The sequence below is a fragment of the Frondihabitans sp. VKM Ac-2883 genome, assembly GCF_015350875.1.
Taxonomy (GTDB): Bacteria; Actinomycetota; Actinomycetes; order Actinomycetales; family Microbacteriaceae; genus Frondihabitans.
In genome coordinates this window covers 206,633-232,482 of record NZ_JADKSF010000001.1, presented here as the reverse complement: position 1 = coordinate 232,482, position 25,850 = coordinate 206,633, and the positions used below count along the sequence as shown (strand labels likewise).

23 protein-coding genes are annotated in these 25,850 nt (G+C 67.1%); 9 read left to right on the top strand and 14 right to left on the bottom strand.

Annotation, left to right across the window (positions count from 1 at the left end; all coding sequences use genetic code 11):
• Positions 1-114 precede the first annotated feature (114 nt).
• The gene (locus ITJ49_RS01230; protein WP_228513887.1) at positions 115-1,428 is read right to left on the bottom strand and encodes a ThiF family adenylyltransferase; all 1,314 of its coding nucleotides are present in this window, start codon (positions 1,426-1,428) and stop codon (positions 115-117) included.
• On the opposite strand from ITJ49_RS01230, the gene ITJ49_RS01225 reads away from it, so the two are divergent.
• Complete coding sequence (locus tag ITJ49_RS01225; protein ID WP_194600483.1) at positions 1,427-3,013, top strand: glycosyltransferase family 39 protein; 1,587 nt, start codon at positions 1,427-1,429, stop codon at positions 3,011-3,013. The two genes, ITJ49_RS01230 and ITJ49_RS01225, sit on opposite strands and share 2 nt — an antisense overlap.
• Before the next feature lie 72 nt (positions 3,014-3,085).
• On the opposite strand, the gene ITJ49_RS01220 is transcribed toward ITJ49_RS01225, so the two are convergent.
• The 3 genes from ITJ49_RS01220 to ITJ49_RS01210 are packed head-to-tail and all read right to left on the bottom strand — an operon-like array spanning position 3,086 to position 6,063.
• Positions 3,086-4,030: a 4-(cytidine 5'-diphospho)-2-C-methyl-D-erythritol kinase gene (locus ITJ49_RS01220; RefSeq protein WP_194600481.1), complete on the bottom strand. Its 945-nt coding sequence runs from the start codon at positions 4,028-4,030 to the stop codon at positions 3,086-3,088.
• A 9-nt stretch (positions 4,031-4,039) separates the two neighbouring features.
• Positions 4,040-5,098 (bottom strand): LLM class flavin-dependent oxidoreductase, encoded by a 1,059-nt coding sequence (locus ITJ49_RS01215; protein WP_194600480.1) that lies wholly within the window; start codon positions 5,096-5,098, stop codon positions 4,040-4,042.
• A complete protein-coding gene (locus ITJ49_RS01210; protein ID WP_194600477.1) occupies positions 5,095-6,063 on the bottom strand; it encodes an alpha-L-glutamate ligase in 969 nt (322 codons plus the stop codon). Before ITJ49_RS01210 ends, ITJ49_RS01215 begins: the two co-directional genes overlap by 4 nt.
• A 201-nt stretch (positions 6,064-6,264) precedes the next feature.
• Between ITJ49_RS01210 and ITJ49_RS01205 the strand changes: the two genes are divergently transcribed.
• From ITJ49_RS01205 to ITJ49_RS01190, 4 genes are all read left to right on the top strand, one after another.
• Entirely contained in the window at positions 6,265-7,008 is a 744-nt protein-coding gene (locus ITJ49_RS01205; protein ID WP_228513930.1) for a cutinase family protein, read from the top strand.
• A gap of 90 nt (positions 7,009-7,098) precedes the next feature.
• Complete coding sequence (locus ITJ49_RS01200; protein WP_194600473.1) at positions 7,099-7,371, top strand: DUF6264 family protein; 273 nt, start codon at positions 7,099-7,101, stop codon at positions 7,369-7,371.
• A gap of 92 nt (positions 7,372-7,463) precedes the next feature.
• The gene (locus ITJ49_RS01195) at positions 7,464-8,789 is read left to right on the top strand and encodes an LLM class flavin-dependent oxidoreductase (RefSeq protein WP_194600470.1); all 1,326 of its coding nucleotides are present in this window, start codon (positions 7,464-7,466) and stop codon (positions 8,787-8,789) included.
• A 183-nt stretch (positions 8,790-8,972) separates the two neighbouring features.
• A complete protein-coding gene (locus tag ITJ49_RS01190; protein ID WP_194600468.1) occupies positions 8,973-11,327 on the top strand; it encodes a LamG-like jellyroll fold domain-containing protein in 2,355 nt (784 codons plus the stop codon).
• A gap of 80 nt (positions 11,328-11,407) precedes the next feature.
• On the opposite strand, the gene ITJ49_RS01185 is transcribed toward ITJ49_RS01190, so the two are convergent.
• The 8 genes from ITJ49_RS01185 to metG form a co-directional block, all read right to left on the bottom strand.
• Positions 11,408-11,905, bottom strand: coding sequence for a hypothetical protein (locus tag ITJ49_RS01185; RefSeq protein WP_194600466.1), 498 nt, complete (start codon positions 11,903-11,905; stop codon positions 11,408-11,410).
• 95 nt (positions 11,906-12,000) lie between these two features.
• Positions 12,001-13,305, bottom strand: a complete 1,305-nt coding sequence (locus ITJ49_RS01180; protein ID WP_194600464.1) for a hypothetical protein — start codon at positions 13,303-13,305, stop codon at positions 12,001-12,003.
• Positions 13,302-13,961, bottom strand: coding sequence for an ATP-binding cassette domain-containing protein (locus tag ITJ49_RS17990; RefSeq protein WP_370544349.1), 660 nt, complete (start codon positions 13,959-13,961; stop codon positions 13,302-13,304). The genes ITJ49_RS01180 and ITJ49_RS17990 overlap by 4 nt, the downstream gene beginning before the upstream one ends.
• Positions 13,962-14,048: 87 nt before the next feature.
• Positions 14,049-14,462 carry a hypothetical protein gene (locus ITJ49_RS01170; RefSeq protein ID WP_194600460.1) on the bottom strand — a complete coding sequence of 138 codons (414 nt, stop codon included), beginning with the start codon at positions 14,460-14,462 and terminating at the stop codon, positions 14,049-14,051.
• Positions 14,463-14,569: 107 nt separating this feature from the next.
• Positions 14,570-15,127, bottom strand: coding sequence for a hypothetical protein (locus ITJ49_RS01165; RefSeq protein WP_194600458.1), 558 nt, complete (start codon positions 15,125-15,127; stop codon positions 14,570-14,572).
• A gap of 68 nt (positions 15,128-15,195) precedes the next feature.
• The gene (rsmA, locus tag ITJ49_RS01160) at positions 15,196-16,050 is read right to left on the bottom strand and encodes a 16S rRNA (adenine(1518)-N(6)/adenine(1519)-N(6))-dimethyltransferase RsmA (protein ID WP_194600456.1); all 855 of its coding nucleotides are present in this window, start codon (positions 16,048-16,050) and stop codon (positions 15,196-15,198) included.
• A gap of 1 nt (position 16,051) precedes the next feature.
• A complete protein-coding gene (locus ITJ49_RS01155) occupies positions 16,052-17,032 on the bottom strand; it encodes a TatD family hydrolase (protein ID WP_370544319.1) in 981 nt (326 codons plus the stop codon).
• Entirely contained in the window at positions 17,029-18,606 is a 1,578-nt protein-coding gene (metG, locus tag ITJ49_RS01150) for a methionine--tRNA ligase (protein WP_194600454.1), read from the bottom strand. Before metG ends, ITJ49_RS01155 begins: the two co-directional genes overlap by 4 nt.
• Before the next feature lie 201 nt (positions 18,607-18,807).
• On the opposite strand from metG, the gene ITJ49_RS01145 reads away from it, so the two are divergent.
• Positions 18,808-19,728 carry a hypothetical protein gene (locus tag ITJ49_RS01145; RefSeq protein ID WP_194600452.1) on the top strand — a complete coding sequence of 307 codons (921 nt, stop codon included), beginning with the start codon at positions 18,808-18,810 and terminating at the stop codon, positions 19,726-19,728.
• Positions 19,729-19,879: 151 nt separating this feature from the next.
• On the opposite strand, the gene rsmI is transcribed toward ITJ49_RS01145, so the two are convergent.
• Entirely contained in the window at positions 19,880-20,695 is an 816-nt protein-coding gene (gene rsmI / locus ITJ49_RS01140) for a 16S rRNA (cytidine(1402)-2'-O)-methyltransferase (RefSeq protein WP_194600450.1), read from the bottom strand.
• Between the two features lie 39 nt (positions 20,696-20,734).
• Between rsmI and ITJ49_RS01135 the strand changes: the two genes are divergently transcribed.
• The gene (locus ITJ49_RS01135) at positions 20,735-22,435 is read left to right on the top strand and encodes a dolichyl-phosphate-mannose--protein mannosyltransferase (RefSeq protein ID WP_194600448.1); all 1,701 of its coding nucleotides are present in this window, start codon (positions 20,735-20,737) and stop codon (positions 22,433-22,435) included.
• 96 nt (positions 22,436-22,531) lie between these two features.
• Here the strand turns inward: ITJ49_RS01135 and ITJ49_RS01130 are convergent, their stop codons facing one another.
• The gene (locus ITJ49_RS01130; RefSeq protein WP_194600445.1) at positions 22,532-24,433 is read right to left on the bottom strand and encodes a thioredoxin domain-containing protein; all 1,902 of its coding nucleotides are present in this window, start codon (positions 24,431-24,433) and stop codon (positions 22,532-22,534) included.
• Positions 24,434-24,533: 100 nt separating this feature from the next.
• On the opposite strand from ITJ49_RS01130, the gene ITJ49_RS01125 reads away from it, so the two are divergent.
• Together ITJ49_RS01125 and ITJ49_RS01120 are read left to right on the top strand one after the other, a co-directional pair.
• On the top strand, positions 24,534-25,055 hold the full coding sequence (locus tag ITJ49_RS01125) for a hypothetical protein (protein WP_194600443.1): 522 nt from the start codon (positions 24,534-24,536) through the stop codon (positions 25,053-25,055).
• Positions 25,056-25,059: 4 nt separating this feature from the next.
• Entirely contained in the window at positions 25,060-25,794 is a 735-nt protein-coding gene (locus tag ITJ49_RS01120; protein ID WP_194600441.1) for a hypothetical protein, read from the top strand.
• The last annotated feature ends 56 nt before the right edge of the window (positions 25,795-25,850 follow it).

Sequence of the window (25,850 nt, the reverse complement as noted above, 5' to 3'; positions counted from 1 at the left end):
AGGAAAAACGCGGCGGGCCGAGCGCAGACATCACGATCGGCGGGGGTCGACGCGAGGTTTCTCCTTCAAATTCGGAGCGGAGCAGGGCGGGGCGGCGGGACGGGGCGCAGCAGCCTACGAGTGCAGGTTGGGCCGGAAGCCGTCGGGGTCGATGTCGCCGAGCGGCAGCGGCACCCGTCCAGTCGCACCAGCACCAGCACCAGCACCAGCACCAGCGGCGAGCGCGCCCGGGCGCAGATTCCAACCGAGCATGCCGCGGGTGAGCACCGAGACGTCGTACCCCTCAGCCGCCAGCAGCTCGGCGGCCTGTCGTGACCGCGGCTCGCGCGCGCAGTACACGACGACGGGCACGGCCGGGTCGAGCGGCGGGTGGTCGGCGCTGGTCGACCCGAATCCTGCAGCGAGGATCGACCCGGGGATCGCCTCGACGTCGTGCTCCTGCCGCTCGCGCACATCGACGAGCGCGAAGTCAGCGCCACCGTCGGCGCGAGCGGCGAGGCGCTCTTCGAGGGCGTCGGCGGTTAGGGCCGGAACGGTGACAGGCGGGCGGGCGGCGGCTACCGGGCGGTGTGCCGGATCCTGCCGTCGTTCTTCGGCCCGTTCGGGCGACCGCCGCAGTCGTGATTCGCGCCAGCCGCCGCCGAGCGCGTCGATCGTGACGACCCGGCCCAGCAGAGAATCGCCCGCACCGGTCAGCAGCTTGATCGCTTCGGTGGCCATGACCGAGCCGACGAGGCCGCAAAGAGGACCGAGCACGCCGACATCGGCGCACGATTCGTCCCAGCCGTCGGCGGGGGCCTGCGGGTGGAGGTCGCGGTAGTCGACGGCGAGCCCGTCGGGAGCGGCATCCCAGAAGACGCTGACCTGGCCGTCGAAGCGGGCGACGCTGCCCCAGACAACGGCGAGCCCTCGGGCGGCTGCCGCATCAGCGACCAGGTAACAGGTGTCGAACGAATCGCTTCCGTCGACGACGAGGTCGTAGTCGTCGAGGATCCGAACGGTCGCCTCGTCGAGACGGAACGCGTGAACCCGCACGGTCACCTCGGCATTGGCCTGCCGCACCCAGTCGGCGGCTGCGCGTGCCTTCGGCAGCCCCACCTGATCGGCGCGGTAGAGCACCTGCCTCTGCAGGTTCGAGAGATCCACAGCATCGTCGTCGACGATTCCCAGGGTGCCGATGCCGCTCTGCGCGAGATACTGGATGATCGGGCTTCCGAGCCCACCCGCTCCAATGACGAGCACTCTCGCGTTATGCAACCGAGACTGACCGCTCAGGCCTATCTCAGGCAATCGGATAGAGCGTTGGTAGCGTGCGAGGTCGGGTGCTTTCGCGCCCTCTTTGCTGTGTCGGGGGAAAGCACCCCCGCTCGAGCCTTTTTGTCCGTCACCCACCAGACCGTCACCCACCAGAGGAGGAAGCGCCACCATGACCAACCTCCTCTCGTCGTCGACTTCTGCTATTCCTACTGTACGGCCCTCTCAGACGGGCCCGATCGGTCTGCTTCGACGCCTGCGGGCACACCCGGGCGGCGACCCCGCGATCGCGGGTCTCTTCGGCTTTTTCGTCAGCGTGGCATTTTCGTGGGTGCCCTCGGTCTGGTTCGACGAGTCGGCCACCGTCGTCTCGGCGACCCGCTCGTGGAAGCAGCTCTTCGCCGAGGTGCAGAACGTCGATGCCGTCCACGCGACGTATTACGCGCTCATGCACGGCTGGTTCGACCTCGTCGGCTACACGCCCTTCACCCTGCGGCTGCCGAGCGCTGTCGCGGTGGGAGTGGCCGCCGGTCTTCTCGTCGTCCTCGCCCGTGAGCTCACCACGCGGCGAACTGCCCTCGTCGCCGGCCTCCTCTTCGTGGTGCTGCCACGGGTCACGTTCATGGCCACGGAGGGGCGGTCCTATGCCACGGCGACGGCCCTGGTGGCCGCCCTAACGCTCGTGTTCGTGCACGCCTCGAAGCAGACCCTGAAGAATCCTCCCCGCTTCGTTCGGTGGTGGCTCCTCTACGGAGTCGTGGCCTTGGCCTCCGGCGCGGTCTTCCTCTACACGGTGCTCGTCGTCGTGGCCCACGGCGTCACCCTCGCCCTCTGGAGCCTGCGCGGGCGCCGCGCCGGCCGGGCTCAGGCCTGGCGTTCCCCCATCGGCGGCTGGTTGGTCTCCTCCGCGATCGTGGGCGCCTGCCTGGTACCGCTCGCTCTGCTGTCGAGCAGCCAATCGAAACAGATCAGCTGGATCTCAAAGCCCGACTTCTCGACGCTCGTTAGTCTCTTCACCTGGCCGTGGTTCATGCAGAACTTCCCGATGGCGGTGTTCGGCTGGGCGCTCGTCGCCGTCGGCATCATCGCGGTCGTGCGGCGGCGATCGCGTTACGACGCTCCCAACGTCGTGCAGATCGCGGTGCCGTGGATCCTCGTCCCCGTCGTCGGCCTGATCGTCGCCTCGACCGTTCTCAGCCCGCTCTACTCGCCGCGGTACGTCGCCTTTGCGGCCCCCGCTGTCGCGCTGCTGATGGCGGCGGGCCTGACGTCGCTTAAGTTCCGAGCTGTGATCGGCGCGGGCCTCATCGCCGCGATCGCCCTCACGGCTCCGAGCTACGTCGAACAGCGTCAGACCGAGGCCAAAGACAGCTCGTCGTGGTCGGAGGTGGCCGCCCTCATCGCGAAGGAGCGCGCCCTCGAGCCGAGCGGAGCCACCGACGCGATCATCTACGGCCCCATCCGTCGGCACCCGGCTGCATCGGCCCGCAACATCGCCTACTCGTACCCCGACGCATTCGAGGGCATGACCGACGTGACGCTCAAGACGCCCGCCGCCGAGACCGGCTCGCTGTGGGAGACCCGCTACCCGCTGTCGGAGACGATCGACCGCGTCGACGGGCATCGGTACGTCTATCTCGTCACGAGCAACAGGCAAGACCTCCGCCCGAGCGTGACCTCGGCCCTCAAGGCCGAGGGGTACGCCGTCGATCAGGAGTGGAGCCTGACCTGGGTCAACATCGTCCGGTACGAGCGCTAATACCTCTCTGGCAGAACGAAGTCGGCACCGGGGAGTCGGCGCCGGTCGCCCTCGATCAGCCCGAATGCAGCGTCAGTCGACGATGAGGCGGGCGCCGTGAACGGGCCCGGTCGCCCGCACGACCTCGAGCTTGGCCGCGCCGAGGGCGAGTTGCAGTTCGAGCGCCGCATCGAGATCGGGGGCGAGGAACGCGACGGTCGGGCCGGATCCTGACACCATGCCCGCGAGGGCGCCGTTCTGCTCGCCCAGCTCGAGAACGGCGGCGAGCCCCGGCTCGAGGTGCAGCGCGGGGGCCTGCAGGTCGTTGTACATCACGTCGGCGAGGCGGGCGGGGTCGCCTGCTCGAAGAGCCTGCAAGACCGCGGAGTCGACGCGGGGTGAGCGCACGACGGGGCTGATGTCGGCCTGGTGCCGCAGCCGGTGCTGGTCGAGTTCGCTGTAGACGGCGGGGGTCGAGAGGCCGAAGTCGGCCAGGGCGAGCACCCACTGGAAGGTGCCCTGGGCCAGCGCCGGGCTCAACTCGTCGCCGCGGCCGGTGCCGATGGCCGTGCCGCCCATGAGGGCGAACGGTACGTCGGCGCCGAGCTGGGCTCCGAGTCGCTGCAGTTCGTCGCGGGACAGACCCGTGTTCCAGAGGGTGTCGCAGGCGAGGAGGGTCGCCGCCGCGTCGGCTGAACCGCCGCCCATTCCACCGGCGACGGGGACGTTCTTGTCGATCGAGAGTTCGACTCCCCCGCGGTAGCCGGCCGCCTTCGCGAGAAGTCTCGCGGCACGGATGGCCAGGTTGGTGTCGTCGACCGGCACGCCGGAGAGATCGATGCCAGCGGTCGTCGAGGTGAAGCGCACCGTGAACTCGTCGGAGTCTCGGGCCCGGACGTCTTCGTAGAGCGAGACAGCCTGGTAGGCGGTGGCCAGCTCGTGGTAGCCGTCGTCTTGCAGGTCTCCGACGGCCAGGAAGACGTTGATCTTGCCCGGGGCGCGGGTGTGCACCACGGTCGAGGGCGCCACAGACGTCATACGACCAACCTACCTGGGTGCGACGGCCTCTCGTACCGACGTCGATTCGGCCCGCACGAGGGGAATGACGTCACGGGCGAACCGCTCCATCTCTTCGACCTGCGGCGAGAACTGGAGCAGCAGCGTGTCAACGCCCACCGCTTCGAACTCAAGGATCCGGTCGGCCACCTGCCGCGGGGTACCGACGAATCCGGGCCGGAGCCCCCGGTTCGACACCGAATAGTCGCGAAGGTCGGGCTGGTGCTCGAGATGCGACTGCTGGACGAAGTCCTGGTACGACTCGTAAGCGGCGCCCGAGCTCACGTCGGTGATGCGGGCGAGCTCCTGCTCGGCCTCGGCCTCGGTGTCGCGCACGATCGCGTAGGCGGCCATGCCGAACGCCTCGAACGGCGTGGCACCCGCCGCCTCGCGCTTGACTCGCATGTCGTCGATCTTGACCCGGAGCTCGTCGACGGTGCCGCCGTGCGTCAAATAGGCGTCGGCGAACCCGACGATCGCAGCTTTGCCGGCCGCGCTCTCGCCGCCGGCGTAGATGCGCGGCTGCACCCGCGGTTTGGGCTCGAGGTGGGAGCGGGTGAGGTCGTAGTAGTCGCCGTGGAAGTCGTACGGCGTCTCGTTCCACAGCCCCTTGAGGATGCTGACGAACTCGCTGGTGCGCGCGTACCGGTCGTCGTGCTCCGAGAAGATGCCGCCGTACTGCCGCGACTCCTCCTCCCACCAGGCGCTGACCACGTTGAGAGTGAAGCGACCGCCCGAGACCTCGTCGATCGTCGCGGCCTGCTTGGCCGTGACTGCGGGCAGGTGGTAGCCGGGGCGAACCGCCGCCATCAGCTCGAGCTTGTCGGTCACCGCAGCGATCGCGGCCGTGAGCGACCACGCCTCGAGCGAGGGCGCCGCGACGCCCTTGATGTCGTTGAGGTTAAGCTCAGGGATCAGCGTCAGGTCGAAGCCGACGCGCTCGGCCGTCTGCACGACCTTCTTCACGTAGTCGAAGGTGACGGGCATTTGCTCGTCGTCGATGTTGCGGAGCCAGCCGCCGAAAATTGGTGTCCAGAAGCCAAACCTCATGCGAGGGCCTCGACCTTCGACGACTCCGGGTACCGTGCTTCGAGCAGGCCCCCGAGGAACTTCGCGATCTCGCGCGGCCCCGACCTCGGAGCCGCGGCCTCGACGTCTGGGTTGTAGTTCGTGTTGGTGTTGACGTCGTAGACGACCGTGCGGCCGTCGGTCGTCTCGATGAACTCGATGCCGGCGATCTCGATCTCGTTGGCCGCCAAGAACTCGGGAAGCCGCTTGATCAGAGGGTGCTCCGCGATCGGGTCGCCGTTCGCTGTCCGCTCGCGCAGGGCGAAGAGCGGGGCCTGGCCAGGAAGCGCGCACGCGTCGGCCGGGCAGAATTCGAAGGATCCGCCCGACGTATCGACGCGCACCGCATACACGAATTCTCCGCCGACGAACTCGGCCCGCGTCACAAACGACTCGGCGCCGACGAGCAGCTCCTGGATGAGCGTGATGCCATCCGGCGACGATTCGAAGTCCGGGCCATCGACCCAGGCCCGGAACTCGTCAATCGAATCCCAGCGGCGGACGCCGAGGCCCTTGCCGCCCTGGTTGTGCTTCGAGATGAACGGAGCGCCGAACGCCTCCGCGGTCGCGACCAGATCGGTCGTGCCGAACACGGCCTTCGTGCGGGGCACGTCGAAGCCGAGCGCCTGCAGAGCGACGTGCTGCTGCACCTTGCTGACCTCGAGGTCGATGACCGTGCGGCCACCGACCGTGCGGCGACCCGCGGCCTCGAGCCACGACAGGGTTGCGCGCGTGAACTCCTTCGAGAACTCGTTGCCGCGCGTGTGGGCACTCGCCGACATGCGCGACCAGTAAACGCCCTCGGCGGGTTCGGCCGAGAGGTCGATGGCGCCGTCGGTGAGCAGGAGCTCCTCGACGGGAACGCCCTCGGCCTCGAATGCGGCGCGCAGCGGGGGGAACCACTCGGGGTTCTCGTGGATCACGTAGACGGTGGGCTGATCGGTCACCGCCTCAGCCTAGGCACTCGCCTGGGTGTGCGCTGAACTGTTGCCTCCGGCTACGGTCGCTCCAGCTTGACGAGATTTGCAGAATTCTGATAGTTAATTCGCATGAAGTTTGCATGTGTAACATACGAATGTAAGGATCTCGGTGTTTTTCGCGGAGGCCGCAGACGCGCAACTCAACTTGGAGCTCTTGCGGTTGTGGCAATGCTCCCTGGCCTGGCAGGCACCTCGCCCGCTGTTGCCAAAATCATGCCGGAGCGATGCGGCGCCGGATTGATCTTCATCGGAGTACGCGGAACCGGCGAGCGCCCAGGCATGGGTGGCACGGTCGGACTGGTCCAGAGCTTCTTCAACGAGGACAAAGACATCCCGACTTGGAGCCAAGCGCTCACTTACCCGGCGACGGCGACATCAGTTCCGGATCCGTACTACGGCAGCGTGAAGACAGGCGCCACGAATCTTCGTAGCCTCCTAGGAACGATATTCAGAGAATGCCCACACGCTTCTATCAACCTTGCTGGCTACTCCCAAGGTGCCCATGTGATTGGCAATGTCCTCTCGGGTTCCGGCGTCAGCCCGATTGCAAGCTCCGACCGCCACCACATTACGAGTGTCGTCTTCTTCGGAGACCCGTCATATCGGGCGGGTGAAAAGTACAACTCGTCGGCTTCCGGGAGGGGCAACGGTCTCTTCGCGAGAGGCGCGGGCGCCCTTGCCTCCTGGACGCGACTTGCATACCCCTCGGCAACATCAAGCAAGCCCAAGCAAATGCCGATCATTCGGTCTTACTGCTACACCGGTGATCGCTGGTGCCAAAAGGGATTGGGATCAAATGCGGATGCGATTCACTCCAGCTATGCCTCCCGGTCGACCTACGCGGCCTACGCATTCATGCGAGCTTGGAACATCGACCAGACCCGATCCGGCATTCCCGTAGTGAAGGAGTAGACGCTGTTCCCGGCTAATGAGGATGACTGGTCGCCAGGACTCGGACTCGACCCTGACCCCAAGCGGAGCACCTTGAGGCAGCTGCTGGCTATGGCCGCTCTCATCACGGCTCAGTTGATTGTGACCGGGGTGGCGGTAGTCGCGGTCTTCTTCGGACCGTGGATCGTCGGACCACACGATCCGCTCAGAAGCGGCATCGCTCTCAACGTCACGTTCGGAGTGGCCGTCGGATCATTCGTCCTGGCTACGGTGGGGTCTCTCCTCCGATACCGCCGCCGCCGATCGTCGTGGTGGGTGCCCTGCCTCGGCGGCCTCATCACCGCGGTCACGGCACTCACCGCACTCGACTACTTGGCCGGGTGAACCGACGTGGATCGGCCAATATCGTGCGCCGCGCCGCGTCACATTGGCCGATTCGCGTCGCATCGCGGCGGCGAGCCGGGCACACTGGAGCAATGGCACGGATGCAGCACTTCGGATGGTTCTTCGGCCGAGGCTTCGGCCCGCAGGGCTGGCTCCGGCCCGACTGGCACTGGAACCTCCGGTGGGATCGCCCCGACCTCTACCAGCAGTCGGCGCGCGAACTGGAGCGCGCTGGCCTCGACCTGCTGATCATCGAAGACAGCCTCTCCCCCGGCCCCCGCGAGCAGCTCGACCTGCGCGTGCGCGGTGCCCTCGGCGCTCCGAAGCTCGACCCGCTCCAGCTCACCCCGTACCTCTTCGCCGCGACCGAGCACCTCGGCGTGGCCCCGACGATCAACGCCGGCGTCTTCCCGCCCTACCTCGCCGCGCGCCAGTTCGCGACTCTGCAGCACCTGAGCGACTACCGCGTCGGCCTCAACGTGGTGACCGACGTCAAGGGCAGCCGCCACTTCGGAATCCCCGAGCTGGCGCACGATCAGTCCTACGACCGCGCCGAGGAGTGGATGCACGTGGTCCGCCAGCTCTGGCACAGCTGGGCTGACGGGGCGATCGTCGAAGACACCGACACCTGGCGCTACGCCGACGGCTCGAAGCTCGACGCGTTCGAGCACCGCGGCGAGTACTTCTCGCTCGACGGCCCGCTCAACGCTCCCCCGTTCGACCCGGCGGCCGGCGGCGGAGACGGCGACCCGGTCATCGTCTCCCCGGGCGGCTCGGGCCGCGGCCTGGAGTTCGCCGGGCGCAACAGCGACGTGCAGCTCGCACTCGCGAAGCTCGACGTGGAGACCGTCCGGGCATACCGGCAGAAGATCCACCGAGAGGCCGAGGGGCGGAAGGCGACCGACATTCGGATCCTCTTCGTTCTGACCCCCGAGATCGTCGCGAGCGAGGAAGAGGTCGACCGGATCGTGGCTGCCTCGGCCCACCCGAGCGACGCCGATCTGCACGAGGTCATCGAACGGCAGTCGATCATCACTGAGACCGACCTCACGGGGCTCGACCTCGACAGGCCGCTCGACCCGGCGGTCTTCGGTCAGCACGTGTCGACGGGCAGCATCGGCGGACTCGTGGGCGGCGCCGACCCGGCCACTCCGTTGCGCGAGCTCTTCGTGGCGAAATACCGCAAGGGCCGGATCAGTGACGGATCCGGGTTCGTCGGCACGGTCGAGCAGGTCGCGGACTTCATCGAACGGCTCGGCGACGACGCCGACAACGACGGCTTCATCTTCAACGGCGACCTGCACCCGGTCACGGTGCATCGCGTGCTCGACCGGCTCGTGCCCGAGCTGCGGAAGCGCAGGATCCTGCGCTCCTCGTTCGGTACCTCCGGTCTGCGCGGCAACCTCACCGATTTCTGACCGGCCCCGAAACTGCCCATCGCGTTTCTCGACAATTCGAAGTAATCTCGGGAGTGTCGTTGCTACGGCCCGACACGGCTACCCGAGCCACCTCCGCGTCAACCGCTACCCGACCGGTTCGCCCTCCCCCAAGCGAACTGGTGCCAAGACGCTGATCCAGTACCACGCACTGAAAGCACCCCTTTGTTCCTGTCCCGAAACAGGAGACTCGCCGCCGCATCGGCAACCGTTCTCGCGCTCGTCGCGGGAAGCCTGGTCGTCGCCGATGCCGCGCTCGCGGACTCCGCACCCACCGCCCCGACCAACCCGAAGACTCCGGCCACCGTCTCGGCGGTGTCTCTTCCGACGCCTCAGATCAACGGCGTCGTCTGGACCCAGACCGTCGTCGGCAACACCGTCTTCGTCGGCGGCAAGTTCTCGACCGCGCGACCAGACGGCGCCCTGCCCGGCCGGTCGACGGTCAAGCGCTCGTCGATCCTGGCGTATGACATCCGGACGGGCGCTCTGATCGCGAAGTTCGCGCCCGTGCTGAACGGCCAGGTCAAGACGATCGTGCCGTCAGCCGACAAGAAGCGTCTCTACATCGGCGGTGACTTCACGACGGTGAACGGCACGACGAGGAATCGGATCGCCGCGATCTCGCCCGCTTCGGGCAACGTCGTGTCGTCGTTCCGCGCTTCCGCGAACAAGCAGGTCAGCGCCATCGGCGTCTACGGGTCGACGGTCTATGCCGGCGGAGCCTTCACGACGATGGACAGCCGGTCTCGAGTGAAGGTCGCCGCCGTGTCGTCGAGCACGGGCGCTCTCACCTCGTGGGCCCCCAAGCTCAAGGGCGGCGACGTGACGTCGATCGCAATCGCGCCGCGCGGAACACGGGTCGTGCTCGGCGGAGCCTTCACGTCGGTGAACGGCTCGTCGACCTACGGCTATGGCCTCGCCTCGCTCGTCCGCACCACGGGTAAGACCACGCGCTGGGCGGTCGACCGCGTAGTCCGCAACGCCGGGGCGAACTCGGCCATCACGAGCCTGACGGCCACGTCGACCGGTGTCATCGGCACAGCGTTCCGCTTCGGAACCAGCGGAAACTTCGAGGGGGCGTTCCGAGCCGACTGGTCGACCGGGGCCGTCCGATGGCTCGAGACCTGTCGGGGAGACGTGTACTCCGCAGCCGTCTCGGGCTCGGTCGTGTACACCGCCGGGCACGCTCACAACTGCGACTCCGTGGGCGGATTCCGCGAGACCAAGCCGGTGACCCACCGGCGCGCTCTCGCGTTCACGCTCGCAGCGACCCAGAAGCTCAATGACCGAGGATCCGGGCCGAACGCCGCTTTCACCGGCCGCCCTTCGCCGAGCCTGCTCAACTGGTACCCCGAGCTCACCCCGGGGACCTTCACGGGCAAGCAGCAGGCGGCCTGGAGCGTCGCCGCGACGTCGAAGTACGTGCTGTACGGCGGCGAGTTCACGGCCGTCAACGGACGCCCCCAGCAGGGTCTCGCGCGGTTCGCCGCACCGGCCTCCGCAGCTCAGTCGACCGGCCCCGTGTCGAACGGTGCCGGCTTCTTGCCCACCGTCACGTCGACGGTTCCGGGAACGGCCACGGTGAGCTGGAAATCGAACGCCGACCCCGACAACTCGACGCTGACCTACCAGCTCTACCGCGACAGCCTCAACGACGCGCCCCTCTACCAGGTCAAAGCGGACTCGAGCGTCTGGTACCGACCCCGGTTGTCATTCACCGACACGGGACTCACTCCCGGGGCCACCTACTCGTACCGAATCCGGGCCATCGACCCGTACGGCAACGCCGCGCTCGGCGACCGCGTCTCGGTGACCATCGCCTCCTCTGCGCCACCGGCGTACGCCGCGTCGGTCCTCGCCGACAAGCCCACGTCGTTCTGGCGGTTCGGGCAGGCGAGCGGCAGCACCGTCCGCGACGAGACGGGACTCGCTCCGTTGACCGTCTTCGGAAAGCCCGTCGCCGGGGCCGCGGGCTCCAGTGCCGACCGCACCACCGCGACCCAGTTCACCGGTGCGACGTCAACGTACGCCGGCACCGCGGAGCCGTCGACCACGACAGCCGGAGCGCAGACCATCGAAGCGTGGGTCAAGGTGCCTACGGGCAAGGGCGGCACCGTGGTCGTCTTCGGAGACTCGATCGGCCGGACCTCGGGAGCGACCGACCGGATGCTCTACGTGAGCTCGAAGGGCCTTCCGGGCTTCGACCTTCGATCGACGACCACCGGCGACCTGCTCGGTAAGAGAAGCATCGCCGACGGCAAGTGGCACCAGTTGGCACTGACGGCCACGACGAAGTCGGCACAGCTGTTCGTCGACGGCAAGGTCGTCGCCTCGAAGACAGCGGCCATCTCGCTTCCGTCACGCTGGGGCTACTGGCGCGTTGCCGGCGATCGATCGACGATCGCGAAGCCGTACCTCACCGGCACCGTCGACGACGTGTCGCTCTACCCGCGCGCACTGTCGAGCAGCCGCATCGCGGCGCACTTCACGGCGTCGAAGAAGGCACCGGCCTCGAAGTAACGAGGATCGGCCATATCGACCCGGTTCGCCGCGTCGGTATGGCCGATTTGCGTCGGTTCGCCTCCTGAAGTCACACGCGGCTAGTGACGTGCCTGAATGCGCCGGATTCTCGGCAGCAGGGCCGCCAGCCCCGCACCGACGATTGCCAGGGAGACGATCCAGGGCACCGCTGGCGTTGCACTTTCCTCCAGGATCACCGCCCATGAAGCTCGACCCTCGTGGGCTGCCGAACCCGCCGCCATGCACGTGATGACGTAAGCGCAACCGGGTACCCACGCGAAGATGAGGTCTACGACTGCTATCGCGGCGAAGCCCAGCCCCATCAACAGTGCCCCGTTACGCATGATGACGAAGAACTCGGGTGGCGAGCCCCCGACTACGGTCAGCCCGATCGCCGATCCCCCGGCAAACAGCAACGAGCAGACGAGCACACGTCCGCAGAGGAGAACACGAAGCGGACGGACCGAGGTGACGACGAGCGCGCCGAAGGGGTCCACGATAACGGCGAGTGAGACGCAGGCGGCGACCAGAGGGAGAAGGAGCGATGCGGGCACATGAAAGTCGATCTGGTAGCCCACACCGACAGCCACACTCTGCCCCCAACCACAGATATAGCCGATTAGCAGCAAGACCGAACCAACACCCGTGAGCCGAAACGACTTTGCCAGACCTCTCATCGGAGCGACGTCAGCGAGGCCTCGCCGCCGCAGAGCTCTCGCACGTGACCGCGAACCCAGGTCTTCTGCTCGGATTCGGACATCGACGCGAGTCGATCGTAGGCCTCACCGCCGTCGTCCCATTCGTCAGCGACAGCACGCGAGCCGGTTGCCCATCCAACGAAAACGAGGTTCGGTCCGAACAGCATCCTCTCCGAAGAGACAGGGGCATAAGGAGCACACGGCGATCCCGGTTGGCGAGACGCGAGTTGCATCTGTACGAGCTCTCCCAGGTCGCGCGCCTGCCACCCTGTAGCGAGATCGTCGACCACCAACTGCACCGAACCATCGGGTTCCCGTAAACCGCCGCCGCGTGATGTGACCACGACTGTGTTGATGGCGAACGGTGTGGAGGCCAAGCGTCTCTGTAGGGGGCCGAGGGCATCACTCAAGGGCCGACGGACGGGCTCATAGGCCGGAATGAGGCAGAGCCGAGGTCTTGCCCCCGAGCAGTGGAATGCGTCAGAGGGCGTGTTCGTCGTAGGCCCCGTTGGCGTCATCCACACGAGGCCGGCACCGGCGACCAGTGCACACGCGCCGGCAGCGGCCAAGCCCACCGCGGGTCCCAGAGGGCGGGCGATGCGGAGAAAGCAGACCGCTGCCGCCACGACTGCGATACCGAGAAACCACGTCGCTCGGCCGGCGAACACGGGATCGTTGAGGTCGAAATACGGGCCCAGCGAGGCCACGAAAAGCGGGGAAAGCTCGGGAACGTTCGGGCCGACCGCGGTGCCCAGAACAGTCGCGATGACCCCCACCCCGTAAGAAGTGATACAGCTGGCTGGAGCTATCCACCAGACGGGGAAGACCAAGCCCGCCCCGAAGCCGACAAGCCCGGCGGAGACGACCGCGAAGTACGACGACAGCAGCCAGGACCAGTCGGGCGAACCCCCGGGAACACCTGACCCACCCCACGAGAAGAAGACTCCACCGGCACAGACAAGGAAGACGCCCGTGCTGAGAATCGCCGAGGTCGCCACGGTCGCGGCGGCGGCGTGATACCCACCCCTGATAGAGGTGCGCGCGAGCACGAAGAAGGACGATTGGCGGAATCGGCGAGCATCGACGGCCGACATGCCGCACACCAGAGGCAACACGAGGGTCAGACTCGCCGCGACAGCCGCTGTTCGGTCGCGCCAGAGGTAGAGGCCCTCGGCAGTCTCGCCGAGCCCGATCGCGATACCGGCGACTGCAACAACGAAGCCGATTGGGCCCAAAACCGACCGCCGAGCAAGGAACCAGACTGCCCCGATGCCGTTCACGACGTTCCCGTCACAGAGGCGTAAGCCGACTCCCACTGGTCCACTGCGCCCCGAGTGCTCCGGCGTCGGAAGTCACCCGCAGAACCGTGAAATCGAGCCCGTCCCTGATCAACAATGAGCACATCGTTTGCCGATGCCAAATCCGATGTGATGTGGGTTGACATGATCACAGTGGTGGTCTGACCGATAACCGATATGACCTGAAGGACGGCTCGACGCTCCGCGGGATCCAGAGCTGCGCTCGGCTCGTCCAGGAGGAGAAGCTCCGGGGAATGGACGATGGCCTGGGCGATGGCCGCCCTTTTCTGTTCACCACCGGACAATCTCTGCAGAGCCCGCCCCGCTAAATCAGTCAGATGGGTCGACTCGAGGGCGCGGGTCACGGCCTTCAGCGACCCTTGCCGTGGGATGCCTTTCAGCCAGGCCGCGTAACCGACCGACTCGGCGACGGTGAACCGTGGTGGAAACTGGGGTTTTTGAGGCTGAAACCCCGTCATTGCTCGAGCAGCCTTGAGTCCGTTCCCGCTCCGCAGGTCGTGCCCGGCGAACCGGACGATTCCCGCATCGGCTTGCCCGAGGCCTACGAGAACGCGCAATAGAGTGCTTTTCCCAGCCCCGTTCGGCCCAAGGACAGCGAGGACGCCGGGGTTCGCCACGAACGAAAGCTCGTCGAGGACTAGCCGCCGCCCGCGCCGCGCCACGAGCGACTCGACGCGCAGCGCGGGCGCTATGGCTGCCAAGAATCAGCCCCCTGTTCCGGCGCACGTGCGGATGTGCTTGGCCCCGCTGGTTTTAGATCCGCCGTAGTCGACTTCGACCCTGGTGTAGTAGTCGGCCTCCGTCTGGTTGTCACAGCGCCGGTTCGAGTAGCTAAACGACGCTCCGTTCTGGGGTCCAAGCTTTGCGCCCCAGAAGACCAGTGCATCGGGGATGATTCCGGGATAGCGGTGGAAAACGCGCTGAGTGATCGTGCCCTTGAGCCCCACCTGACACTGCGTCGTGCTGTTGCCCTGCACCCGACCGTTGACATTAGTAGTCGACACGCTCTTGAAGTTGCACTGGGCGGCCTGCGCTGGCGCGGCCGGGAGTGCGAGAGAGACGACGATCCCGGCGGCGAGAGCCATCCCGGCGAAAAGTCCGCTGTGCCTGGTGGTCAATGACTGCATTGTTGCCCCTTGCCGACAAGGCCCTTCCCTGTCACGAGCAGTCAATCGTTAAATATACCAATTAGCAATACTCAATACACATGTATGTATACGTGCGGTCATCGCTTAGCGGGATCAGCGGCGACGCGCTCGATGGCATGCTCGAGGCGACGACGCAGCTCGGGCACGCGTTCGGGCAGCCGGATCCTTGATTCTTCGATCGTCACCGCGCACCGCCCCTCGCGAGACGCGCCCACGCGAGCCTCGAGCCGGTCGCCGCTCTCGAGCAGCCACACGGCGACGCAGCGCTCGGGTTGGCGATGCACCTCGGCTGGCGCGGCACCGCCGATCGTGGCGGCCTCGGCGATCGCGCTGTCGAGGAGGTCGGTCTGGGCACCCCGGATGCTGCGGCTCGCCGCCACCGCGAAGGTCCCGTCGGGCTGCTGACCGGGCAGCGCGATGCCGTGCGCCTGCTGATACCGGACGGCAACTGACTCGGCACCCCAGTCGGGCGCCTCGTAGACCTCGACGAGCAGGTCGACGATCTGCGCGTGCGAGAGACGCGTGGCGGCTTCGGCGTCGAGAATCTCGAACCACTCGGCCACGCCTCGTCCCGACCTCGCGGCAAGCTTGGCATCCGTGGGGCCGGCCGCCGCTCGGCGCGTCGCCGGGCTCATGGCTGCACTCGACCCGCTCGGTGCGCTCTCCGCCCCCTCGGGCTGTCGCCTCCGCTTCGGAGACATGACTACTCGGCCCGGTCAGCCAGCCGCACTCGGGCGATGGCCAGGAAGTCGTCGACCGTGAGCTCTTCGCCGCGACCCGTCGCCGCCAGGCCCGCGCGCTCGATCGCGTCGGATGCCTCCGCCGACGACCCGAACACGACCGACAGCGACTGCCGGAGCATCTTGCGACGCTGCTGGAACGCGGCGTCGATGAGCTCGAACGTGGCGGCACGCTCGACCTCGGTTCCCTTCGGTTCGCGCTGGTCGTAGGCGACCAGAATGCTGTCGACGTTCGGCACCGGCCAGAAGACCTGGCGGCTGACCTGACCCGCCGTCGACCAAATGCCGTACCAGGCCGCCTTGATGCTCGGCGAGCCGTAGACCTTCGACCCGGGCGAGGCCGCGAGACGGAGCCCCACCTCGGCCTGGACCATGACGAGCCCTCGCGTCAGCGACGGGAAGTGCTCGAGAAAGTGCAAGAGCACCGGAACAGAGATGTTGTAGGGCAGGTTTGCGACGAGGTGCGTCGGCTCGGACGGCAGCTCGGTGACCCTCATCGCGTCGGCGACGACCACGGTCAGGTCGGCGTCGGGCTGCAGCAGGCGCACGGTCTCGGGCAGCTGTTCGGCCAGCCGCTTGTCGATCTCGACCGCGGTGACCGAGGCGCCGGCTTCGAGCAGACCGAGAGTCAAGGATCCGAGACCCGGCCCGATCTCGACCACGCGAGTCTCGCGTGCGACCTTGGCAGCCCCCACGATCCGCCGCACGGTGTTGCCGTCGTGCACAAAGTTCTGGCCGAGCTTCTTCGTCGGCTGGATGCCGAGGAGGTCGGCGAGGTCGCGGATCTCGGCGGGCCCGAGAAGCGTGCTGGATACCACGTCAGGCCTCGATCCGGATGGGGTCGGACTCCCACGTGCCGTAGACCAGCTCGGTGGTCGACGTGATCTGCGCAGCGAGCATGCCGACGTCGGTGCCGAGGGTCTCGGCCATCGAGCGCAGGGTGTGCGGGATCAGGTATGGCGAGTTCGGGCGGCCGCGGAACGGGCTCGGCGTGAGGAAAGGCGCGTCGGTCTCGACCATGATGAGACTGCGCGGGGCCTGGATGAGAGCGTCGCGGAGGGCCTGCGCGTTCTTGAACGTGACCGTGCCGGCGAACGACATGTACCAGCCGTTCTCGGCGCAGACGGTGGCCAGCTCGGGGCCGCCCGAGAAGCAGTGGAAGACCGTGCGCTCGGGGGCGCCGACACGCTTGAGCGTTGCGACGACATCGTCGTGGGCATCGCGGTCGTGGATCTGCAGGGCGAGATTGTGCTTCTTGGCGATCTCGATGTGCGCCTCGAACGACTCGAGCTGCGCGGCGCGGGCGGCGTCGCGGGTGTCGTCGTCGGGAAGCCGGAACCAGTCGAGGCCGGTCTCGCCGACGGCACGCACGCGGGGCCTGGCGGCGAGCTCGTCGATCACGGCCAGCGCCTCGTGGAGTTCTCCGGCGGCGGCGAGCTTCGGCGCCTCGTTGGGGTGCAGAGCGACCGCTGCCAGCACGCGCGGTTCACGGCTCGCGATCTCGGCCGACCAGCGCGATGTGGCCACGTCGTTGCCGACCTGCACCACTCCGCGGATGCCGACGCTCGACGCCCGATCGAGGTGCTCGCGGTAGTCGAGGCCCTCTTCGCCGTCTTCGATCTCGAGGTGGGTGTGGTTGTCGTAGACCGGAACCGTGAGGGGCTGCGGCAGCGGCGGGTAGCTCAGATCGCGCTTCTGGCCGCCCGATTCGTCACTGCGCTTGCGGATGTGGGTCGCGCCGGCGTTCTGGTCGTGAGACGGGGGCATCGTCGCTCCGTCGCCGGATTCTGCGTTAGTCACGCTGTGGCCGGCTCCGGCTGCTCGATGCGCGGGAAGAGCGTCGACGGAAGCGGTTGAACGCTCGGTGCCGACGACCACTCCGGAGCGCGGTCGACGTTCTGGCTCGTCAGCTCGCCCTGGCCGATCGACTCCCACAGCTTGCGCGTGGCATCCGGGATGAACGGGCTGAGCAGCACGGTCAGCGTGCCGAGACCCCGAAGCGCCGTGTTCAGCACCGTCGCGAGACGATCGCGCTTGGCTTCGTCTTTCGCGAGAGCCCAGGGCTCCTGCTCGGTGATGTAGCCGTTAAGGGCATCGACGAGCTCCCAGATCGAACCGAGGGCCTCGTGGATCGCGAACCGCTCGATCGCCGCGTCCGCGGCGGCGGTCACGCGCACCTCGGTCTCGCGGATGGCGAGGTCGGCCGCGTCGAGGTCGCCGGCGACGGGCACAGTGCCGTCGAAGTAGCGGGTGATCATGGCGATGATGCGTGACGCGAGGTTGCCGAATCCGTTGGCGAGCTCGGCCTGGTAGCGCGCCGAGATGTCTTCCCACGAGAAGTTGCCGTCGTTGCCGAACGTGATGGCGCGCATGAAGTAGTAGCGGAACGCGTCGACGCCGAAGGTCTCCGTGATCTGCTGCGGCGCGATACCCGTCAGCTTCGACTTCGACATCTTCTCGCCGCCGACCAGGAGCCAGCCGTGGCCGAAGACATGCTTCGGCACGGGCAGACCGGCTGCCATGAGCATCGCGGGCCAGATGACGGCGTGGAAACGCGCTATGTCTTTGCCGACGATGTGCGTGGCGGGCCAGCGGCGGTCGAATTCGGCCTGCTGATCGGGCACGCCGTAGCCGACGGCGGTGACGTAGTTGAGCAGGGCGTCGAACCAGACGTAGACGACGTGCTTGTCATCCCACGGCACCTTGATGCCCCAGTCGAACGAGGCCCGCGAGATCGAGAGGTCGCGCAGGCCCTGCTTGACGAACTGGACGATCTCGTTGCGGACGCTCTCCGGCTGAATGAAGTCGGCCCGCGACTCGTACAGATCGAGCAGCGGCTTCTCGAAGTCGCTCATGCGGAAGAAGTAGTTACTCTCCTTCAGTAGCTCGACGGGCTTCGAGTGGATGGCGCAGACCTGCTGGCCCTCGAACGGACCGGTGCCGTCGACCAGATCGGACGCCTGCTTGTACTCCTCGCAGCCGACGCAGTAGAAGCCCTCGAACTCGCCCTGGTAGATGAAGCCGTCGTCGTAGAGCTTCTGCAGGAAGGTCTGCACACCGGTCTCGTGGCGCTGGTCGGTGGTGCGGATGAAGTCGTCGTTGGCGATGTTCACCGTCTCGAGGAGCGGGATCCAGGCCTCCTCGACGAGCTTGTCGGCCCACTCTTTCGGCGAGACGCCGTGGCTCGTCGCCGTGCGCAGAATTTTCTGGCCGTGCTCGTCTGTGCCGGTGAGCAGCCAGGCGTCGTCACCGCGCTGGCGGTGCCACCGAGCGAGCACGTCGGTCGCGACCTCGGTGTAGGCGTGCCCGATGTGGGGCACGTCGTTGACGTAGAAGATGGGCGTGGTGATGAAGAAGGCGTCGCCGGCGGGCATGTCGTCCATCCTAAAGCCGCGCGGCGGTGCGTTTCGGCGTGTGGTGGTGGTTGGCGGGTGCTCCCCGCGGGTCGGCGGGTGTTGTTGAGAGTCGGCGGGTGCTCCAGCACCCGCCCACTCTCAACAACACCCGCCCACTCGAAGGACCGCGCCTGTGGACAACGCCAGCGAGCAGGGGGACGCATTGGGCACCATCTCGGCATGACATCGAACGACGACGAACTATTGCCCCTCCACACGAGTAGAAACCTCGAGGCGAGCGGAGTCCCCTCTTGGAGCCAATCGCAGGGCTCGCGTGATGGCACCCTCGAACGTGTGCGCCGCGGGGTGTACATGAATGCCGGGGAGTGGAATGACCTCGACGCGCGAAGGCGGTTCATCGCGAGAGCCCAGGCAACGACGTTGAGTCGGCCCAAGCCGCTCGTGTTCAGTCACGTGACGGCCGGGATCCTGCACGGTCTCCCCCTTCTCGGGCCCCTGCCCGACCGGCTCGACGTGCTGATGCACGGTGTGAACGGCGGCCGATCAGAGCCGGGCATCCTGAGCCATCGATCCAACGACGTTGCGGCGCCCGTCGAAGTGCGCTCGGTTTTGGCCACCAACCTCGATCGCACTCTTGTCGACGTCGCGGCGACGAGCTCTCTGCGCCGATCGCTCGTCATGCTCGACTCCGCTCTGCACAGCCAGCGCACGACGCCCGAAGCACTCCTAGCCGAGCTGACCGGGCGGTCGAGCCTCCGAAACCGGGCGAGAGCCGGGCGCCTTCTTTCGCTCGCCGATAACCGCGCAGAATCAGTGGCCGAGTCGTTCAGCAGAGCTCACATGATCGAGACCGGATTCGAATTGCCCGAGCTTCAAGCCGAGCTCGATCTACCCGACGGACGGCATCCCCGCGTCGACTGTTACTGGCGGAAGCTGAAGCTGATCGGAGAGTGCGACGGCTTCGTGAAATACGGGCGCCGGGGCGTCGAGGTAGACGTCGACGAACTCTGGCGGGAGAAACGCCGCGAGGATGCCCTCCGAGCCGCTGGCTACCGAGTGATCCGATGGGTCTGGGACGACATTTGGCGCGGTGATCCCCTCACGCGACTGTTGCTGCGGGCCGGAGTACCGCGGCGGTGAAGCTAACCCGCGAAGTTAGACGCAAGTCAGCGGGCCTTTCCCGGGAGTCGGCGGGTCTTCTCCGGGAGTCGGCGGGTGTTGTGTGGTGTCGGCGGGTGCTCCAGCACCCGCCCACTCTCAACAACACCCGCCCACTCAACGAGAGCAACAATCAACGAGCGGCGAGCGCCCCCTGGTACAGGTCTCGCTTCGAGAGACCGGTCGCGGCCGACACCTCGGCGGCGGCCTCCTTCAGGCGGTCACCGGCAGCAACGGCCGCGAGCACGAGAGCGACGCCGGCCGAGAGGTCGACGTGACGTGCCGCGGATCCTTCGATGACTATGCAGATCTCACCCCGAACCCCCTCGGCAGCCCAGGTGACGAGCTCGGCCGCGGTGCCCCGCTTGACCTCTTCGTGCAGCTTCGTCAGCTCGCGGCAGACGACCACGCGCCGCGACTCGCCGAGCGCCGACGCCACGTCGAGGAGCGAGTCGGCCAGGCGGTGCGGAGACTCGAAGAAGACCATCGTGCGGCGCTCGCCCTCGAGTTCGCCGAGCACCCGCAGACGATCGCCCTGCTTGCGCGGCAGAAACCCCTCGAAGGTGAAGCGGTCGGTCGGCAGCCCCGAGACGGCGAGCGCCGTCAGCACGGCCGACGGGCCGGGAAGGGAGGTGACGGTCACTCCGGCTGCGGCCGCCGCTTCGACGAGCGGGAACCCAGGATCCGAGATGGCCGGCATCCCGGCATCGGTCAAGACGAGCACGTCGGCGTTCCGCGCCAGCTCGACGACCTCGGATGCTTTCTCGCGCTCATTGTGCTCGTGCAGGGCGATGAGCCGCGGGCGGTTCTCGACGCCGAGGGCGCGCATCAGGTGGATGGCCGTGCGGGTGTCTTCCGCCGCGATCACCTCGGTGTTCGAGAGGGCCTCGATCAGGCGCCGGGAGGCGTCGCCGAGGTTGCCGATAGGAGTTGCCGCGAGAACGATCACCCGCCCATTCTCCTTCGTCGGGCCATCTACGATGGCCGAATGACGTTTCGGCCGAGCGGCGACTTCGACCAGCTGGTCGGAAACGCGCCCGTCGAAGGCCCCGGCGGCGAATCCCCCCACGGTGACGAGCCCGACCGGGTCGAGCGACCGCGGAAGCCGGTCGCCCATCGGTGGGGGCTCGCGCCGATCGACGCTTGGTGGGGCCGGGTACTCCAGACTCCGGCCCGACAGCGTGCCTGGCGCTGGGGCGGCCCCGCACTCGTCACGGTGATCGCCGCTCTTCTCCGTCTCTGGCACCTCGGCCACCCGGACAGCCTCGTCTTCGACGAGACGTACTACGTCAAAGACGCCTGGACTCTTCACAACCTCGGCTACGAGGGCACCTGGCCGGGTGATGTCGACGGCAAGTTCGCGGCCGGGCAGACGGGGCTCTTCACGAGCGCCGCGGAGTTCATCGCGCATCCGCCGCTCGGCAAGTGGATGATCTCGCTCGGCATGGCCGCGCTGGGCCCAGCGAACCCCGCGGGCTGGCGATTGAGCACGGCGGTGGTCGGGATCCTCGCCGTCCTCCTCGTCACGCTCATCACGCGGCACCTGCTCCGATCCGATGTGCTGGGAGTGCTGGCCGGGTTCTTCTTCGCCATCGACGGCCAGGCGATCGTCCTGTCGCGGGTGTCGTTGCTCGACAACTTCGTAATGTTCTTCGCACTGCTCGCCTTCGGCGCGGTCCTGCTCGACCGGGCTCAGAGCAAGCGGCGGCTCGATGCCTGGGTGTCCCGGATGGATGCACGCGGGCGCGATCTGGCATGGGGCCCGGCCCTGTGGAACCGGCCGTGGTTGATCGCCGCGGGCGTGCTCCTCGGGGCCGCGTCGGGCGTGAAGTGGAACGGGGCCTACTTCCTGGCCGTCTTCGCCCTCTACACGGTGGCCGTCGACATGATGGCGAGGCGGCGGGTCGGCGTGGAGTTCTGGGGCACCGGCACGCTGTTCAAGCAGGGACCGGTGACGTTCCTGCTGATGGTGCCGATGGCGGCCGTCACCTACATCGCCACCTGGACGGGCTGGTTCGCGACGAGGGGCGGCTACTACCGCACCTGGGTCGAAGACGGCGGTGGCACCGACCGCTGGAAGGGGGCTCTCGCCTGGGTGCCCGATGTCGTGCAGAACTTCTGGCACTACCAGTCGAGCATCTACGCCTTCAACGTGGGGCTCTCGACGCCTCATCCCTACCAGGCCAATCCGCTGCTCTGGCTCGTGATGCAGCGGCCGACGAGCATGTTCTACCTCGGCCTCTCGAAGGGGCAGGAGGGCTGCACCGTCGACCGCTGCGGCCAGGCCATCAGCGGCATCGCGAACCCGCTGATCTGGTACGCCGCCGTGCTCGCCTGCCTCTACCTCTGCTACCGGCTGGCGCGCTACCGCGAGTGGCAGTCGGGGGCGATCTTGATCGGCGTCGCCGCCGGCTACCTGCCCTGGATGATGTACCTCAACCGGACGGTCTTCCAGTTCTACACGATCGCGTTCGAGCCCTATCTCGTGATGGGGCTGGTAGCCGCTCTGGGCATCATCCTCGGCAAGCGCACCGACGATCCGCTCCGCCGCCTGAGCGGAATCCGCGTCGTGGGGGTGATCGTGATCGTGGCAGTCGTGCTGACGATCTTCTACTACCCGATGTGGACGGCGACCCAGGCGCCGTGGACCTTCATCAACCTGCACTACTGGGTGCCGAGCTGGAAGTAGCCCGCTAGCCCCTGGTCCGCGTGCAAATTTGAAGGAAAAACGCGCCGCGGCGACGGGAAACATGCCGATCCGGGGCCTCCAGCACGAGTTTCTCCTTCAAATTCGGGCAACGGCGGCGAGCTGCTCCTCGAACTCGGGCACCGAGCCGACCGGCAGCCGGCACACGAAGTCGCGGCAGACGTAGGCCGTCGCAGTAATTCCATCACCGGCGCCGAGCACCCGCCCCTCGAAGAGCTCGAATCCGGAGGCCGACCACTCTGCCGCCTGAGCCTCCGTCACGACGGCCACGACGGCGCCGGGCTGTCGCACGGCGCGGGCGGAGTCGGCGAGCGAGCCGTCGGATCCTTCGCTCCCGTCGGTCACGACGACCACCTGAACCGCAGGATCCGACAGCGCGACACCGACCGACAGGATCGCCCCGAAAGCGGTCGGGTTGTCGAGTGCCAGGTCGTGCACCGAGCGGACGGCGCGCGCGGCGGCGTCCCGGTAGCGAGCGTCGGCCGTGAGCTGTGACAGGGTCAGGGCCGCCGAGGCCATGGCCGACAGGCCCGACGGGTAGGCGCCCTCCGACGGGTCGCTCGCGAGCTGGAGCCCCTGCGCGGCGAGCACCGGGTCTCCGCCGCCGGGAGCCGCGAACACGCGTGCATCGCCGGATTCAGGGAGGCACTGCTCGACGAGGTCGCGCGCAGCCGTGGCGTACGACACCTCGCCCGTCGCTGTTGCGAGCCGGAGCAGCCCTTCGGCGAGCATGCCGAAGTCTTCCAGGGTCGCGACGGCCTCGGAGACACCCCGCTCCGACGTGGCCCGCAGCAGGACGCCGTCTGACGACACGGAGGACCCGAGGATCCGACCCGCCGCCGCTCTCGCCGCCGCGATCCAGTCGGCTCGCCCCTGCCGCGCCCCGGCCTCTGCCAGCGCGCCGATTGCGAGGCCGTTCCACCCCGTCAGCACCTTCTCGTCGACCTTCGGCGGTGTCGCCGCGGCCCGCCCCTCGGCGTCCAGCGAGTAGTAGCCGCCCTCGCCGAGGTCGCTCTCGCTGTCTTGGGCCGACCCGAAACCACCGCCCGGCCGCTGCAGCGTCGTCAGCAGGAAGTCGACGATGCCCGCGGCCACGTCGAACGATCCGACACGGGAGTAGGCGTCGAGCAACACGGCGTTGTCGTAGAGCATGCGCTCGTAGTGCGGCTCGTGCCAGTCGCGCCGAACGGAGTAGCGGAAGAAGCCACCCTCCACCGGGTCGCGGAGAGGCGACGAGGCCATCGCGTCGAGGGTGCGTCCCACTAGCGCTCGCGCAGCCGGTGCGGCCGGCGACGAACTCGTCGCCACGTCGACGAGCAGACGCTGGACGGGCGCGATCGGGAACTTCGGGGCGCGGCCGAAGCCGCCGAACTCATCGTCTTCGAACGACGCGAGCCGAGCCACGAGCGCCTGGATCTCGTCTGCCGTGACGTCGGATCCTGCGGTGTCGCCTGCGGCGGTACCTACGCCTGTGGTCGTCGACGCTGCGGCGAGCGCGGCGGCGATCTCACCGGCGTTCTGCTCCACCTCGTCGCGGCGGTCGGTCCAGGCCTCGGACACGGCATCGAGCACTTGGCGGAACGAGGGAGTGCCCTGCACCGGAACCGGTGGATAGTAGGTGCCCGCGAAGAACGCGCGGCCCTCGGGCGTGACGAACACGGTCAGCGGCCAGCCGAGGTTGCCGGTGAAGGCGCCGGCGGCGGCGAGGTAGCTCGCGTCGACGTCGGGGTGCTCCTCACGGTCGACCTTGATGGCGACGAAGCGCTCATTGAGGTGCGCGGCCAACTCGGGGTCGGAGAAGCTCTCGCGGGCCATGACGTGGCACCAGTGGCAGGTCGAGTAGCCGATCGACACCATCACGGGGAGTCCGCGGCGGGCGGCCTCCTCGAACGGGGCGGCACCCCACGCGTGCCAGGCGACGGGGTTGTCGGCGTGGCTGCGGAGGTACGGGCTGATGGCATCGCGGAGCTCGTTGGGCATGTTGTGAACCTACGCCGGGCCTCTGAAAATCCCGGGGAACATGACATTCTTGACTTAAATATCTTGAACCGTAAGCTTGAAAGCGCACAAAGGAGCAACTATGAACATCGCAAATTCTGCAATTCTCGCCGCAGCCCTCGCTTCAACGTTGGCCTTGAGCGTCGTATCGCCTGCTCAGGCCGTCCCACCGCGGGCATCCCTCGCTCAGCTAGAGCACTCGGGCGTTCTCATCGCCAACGAGCCACGGAAGGGCGAGCCCACGTCGTTTTCCGATGAGAACGGAGATCTTCCAGCTGGTGAGCGGGACCAGCGAGCCAACTCCTGTGACACGTGGCGCAACTTCTCGGCAAATCCCGGCGGATGGGTTAACTCGGTTCCCGGCTGTTATCTCATCGGAACGTCCAACCACGCCACTGTCACTTACGTCTGGGAGGTGACAAGCGGAAAGGGCAAAGCCACCGTTCAGGGGCTCGGTTTCAATGCCCTCCGGAAGCCTGTCTGGCAACTGGCGGGCGTGAATGCGACGGCCGGAAGAACGACCATTCTCTGGGGTCAGGTTGCAGCGAACAAAAAGATCAGGGGCTATTCTTCGGCATTTTTGACTGGACTTAACTGGCGATAGAGTCGTGCGCACACCCCACCAAAACGCTCTTGCCGCACTCGTTCTCGCAATGCTCGCGACCTCTGTGTCGCTCGCAATCCTGGCCCCCAGCACATCGCAGACGACCGAAGAGGGAACGGGCCGTTCCAAACCCCTCGACAGTGCCTCGCTTGACCGCGAGAATAAAGCTCTTTCACAGGACCTCGTCTGCGAAGAGCGGTTGCCTTTCAAGTCCGACGCTTCGTTCTTCGACCCGGCACGGGGCACGGATTGCATCCGAAGTGACAAGCGCGGGGTATTCGTCCGCGTCTATGCCCATGCCGAAACGATTCCCCACGTGCTCCAGGAGTGGGAGCCGACGATCGGAGATGACCGCTGGTTCGTTCGGGGCAAGAACTCGATCGTCATGGGGCCGCTCGATGCCCTGACACAGGCTGCATCGATGCCGGGCGCAAGCAAACCCAGCAGGTCAGCCGCGACGAACGTCTCGTACTCTGCGTTCGACGGTGATCGAGATACCTGTATGAGCATGTTGGCGTCTGCTGCCGCAGCACGCACAAAGCGCCTGAGCGACTACGACGTGCTACGCCAAGATCTCGATCGGGCAGTCCCCGGCGCAAGCGCCGTTGTTGAGAAAACGGTGACAGCAGAGGTCATTCGCTCTCTCAAGGGAAAACTCGATTACCACATCGACAGCGCCCTCAGTCGTTTCGGGGACCAGTACCGCGAGGTGTGTCGCCGCGCACTGCCTGACCGCTGACTACCGCCCGTGCAACTGGTTCCAACTAAAACGCAAGGCGGACAAAAAATGCGCCG